Here is a 2,081-nt window from a genome sequence, read left to right on the forward strand (position 1 = left end):
TGCTCCTTCTATCAATGGCTAAGTTTTAGTCTGAGATTGACAAACAGCGCTCCTAGTAATAGGGGCGCTTTTTGTTTGGGGAAAAATATTTTAGAGACTTTATTCGGATATCTCGTCCGGTAAAATAACCGTTATAACTGACATCTTGCACTATTATTAATAAGTGTTTCACGGGCGGGCCGGATGCCGACCTCACAAGAAGAAATGTACTGTTTGTGGAACAGGCAAGATGCCTGTTATTGAGAATGATCCAAGATGTCAGTTATAAATTTTGTAGTAAAGACTTCAGTCCGAGCGAGTTTGATGAGGACTGAATTCCTCACTATAAACCAATTTTATTCTGGTTGTTTGATCGGAAATAATATGATTAACAACTAACAACTAATAACTAATAACTAATAACTAATGAGTGATGACTATTGAGTTTGAGCATTCCGATGCAGCCGGAAATGAGATTAGGTGTAAGGATTCCATGCACAAATGGCTTTCGGTGGTGGGGATTGGGGAAGACGGACTTTCGGGATTGAGCCCGATCGCCCGATCGTTACTCGATAGATCTAAAATCGTTGTCGGGGGCGCGCGCCACCTCGCAATGCTACCAACCGACGACACCCGCGAAAAATTAGTTTGGGCTTCACCCCTACAAACAACCATTGACGACATCATCCGCAGGCGCGGAGAATCTGTCTGCGTGCTAGCAAGCGGCGATCCGATGTGTCACGGAATTGGTGTCACGCTGTCGCGCCGGATTCCCATTTCGGAAATGACTGTGATTCCCGCAGCATCGGCTTTTAGTCTGGCTTGCGCGCGTTTGGGTTGGGCGCTGGCGGATGTTGAGACTTTCAGCTTAACAAATCGCCCGATCGCCTCGATCGCCCTTGCTTTGTCTCCCGGCGCGCGCTTGCTAGTCTTGAGTGCCGATCGACATACACCGGGAAAGGTCGCCGATTTGTTGACACTGCGGGGGTTTGGCAGCAGTTTGATGACTGTGTTCGAGCGGATGGGGTCGGAGGCGGAACGGCGGATTGAGGGGGTTGCAGCGGCTTGGAATGTGGCGGATTTAGCGGATTTGAACACGATCGCCATTGTAGTTGCAGCCGATCGACAAACTCTTATCCTCCCCCGAACTGCGGGTTTGCCGGATGCTGCATATCGCCACGACGGACAACTTACCAAGCGGGAGGTTCGAGCCGTTACTCTGTCTGCGTTAGCGCCGATTCCGGGGGAGTTGCTGTGGGATGTGGGCGCTGGCTGCGGCTCGATCGCGATTGAGTGGATGCGGAGTCATCGGAGTTGTCGGGCGATCGCGATCGAACGCCATCCAACTAGACTGGAATACATTGCTGAAAATGCCTCTAAATTTGGTGTTCCCGAACTTAAAATCGTGGCGGGAGACGCACCGGAAGCTTTGGCAAATTTGCCGCAACCGGATGCTATTTTCATCGGCGGCGGTGTCACCGCAGAAGGTTTGCTAGAAACTTGTTGGAATGCTTTAGGTGAAGGCGGCCGTTTGGTGGTAAATGCGGTTACTGTTGAAAGCGAACTTACGGTGCTGCAATGGCATTCTTTGCACGGCGGCGAACTGATTAGAATTGGGATTCAGCGCACGGGGGCGATCGGCTCTTTTGTGGGTTGGAAACCGCTGGCACCGATTACTCAGTGGGCGGTAGTTAAGTAGGTCATTGCGAAAAAACAATAGTATCTTGTAGATACTGTCTTGATCTGTCGGCTCTCCCGAACTTATGGTGATAACTTTATCTAATTAGAGAAGCAAGCTAATACGCGATTTCTAAAATTTTCAAAATTAGAAAAGCCATACCCTTGTCGCATAATCAACTTAATTCGATTGTTGATTCCTTCCATTACTCCACTTGTTGTCCGATGAATAAAGTAGTTACAAATACCCTCAAAATAATTTTCAATTGTTGATGCAGATTCTCTAAAAAACACTTGTGATGATTCAACCACTCTTTGATTTTTTTCTGCCCTTTTTCGACAGTCAAGTTATACCATTTTGCCAAATAAGTGCTACAATGTCAGAAAATTAAGGGATTTTTTAGGAAGGTCAACTATCAAGAAAG

1 protein-coding gene and 1 pseudogene are annotated in these 2,081 nt (G+C 47.4%); one reads left to right on the plus strand and one right to left on the minus strand.

Annotated features, from left to right (window positions below; all coding sequences use genetic code 11):
• Window positions 1-412: 412 nt before the first annotated feature.
• The gene (gene cbiE / locus QUA58_RS31170; protein WP_333253966.1) at window positions 413-1,678 is read left to right on the plus strand and encodes a precorrin-6y C5,15-methyltransferase (decarboxylating) subunit CbiE; all 1,266 of its coding nucleotides are present in this window, start codon (window positions 413-415) and stop codon (window positions 1,676-1,678) included.
• 80 nt (window positions 1,679-1,758) lie between these two features.
• Here the strand turns inward: cbiE and QUA58_RS31175 are convergent.
• Window positions 1,759-2,006: pseudogene (locus tag QUA58_RS31175) on the minus strand (transposase); the annotation flags it as partial.
• Window positions 2,007-2,081: the final 75 nt, after the last annotated feature.

The sequence above is a fragment of the Microcoleus sp. N9_A1 genome (assembly GCF_036701795.1).
In the GTDB taxonomy this organism is placed as follows: Bacteria; Cyanobacteriota; Cyanobacteriia; order Cyanobacteriales; family Microcoleaceae; genus Microcoleus.

Excerpts from the sequence above, each read along its gene's own strand:
- cbiE (WP_333253966.1), top strand. The coding sequence starts at position 413 with ATGACTATTGAGTTTGAGCATTCCGATGCAGCCGGAAATGAGATTAGG.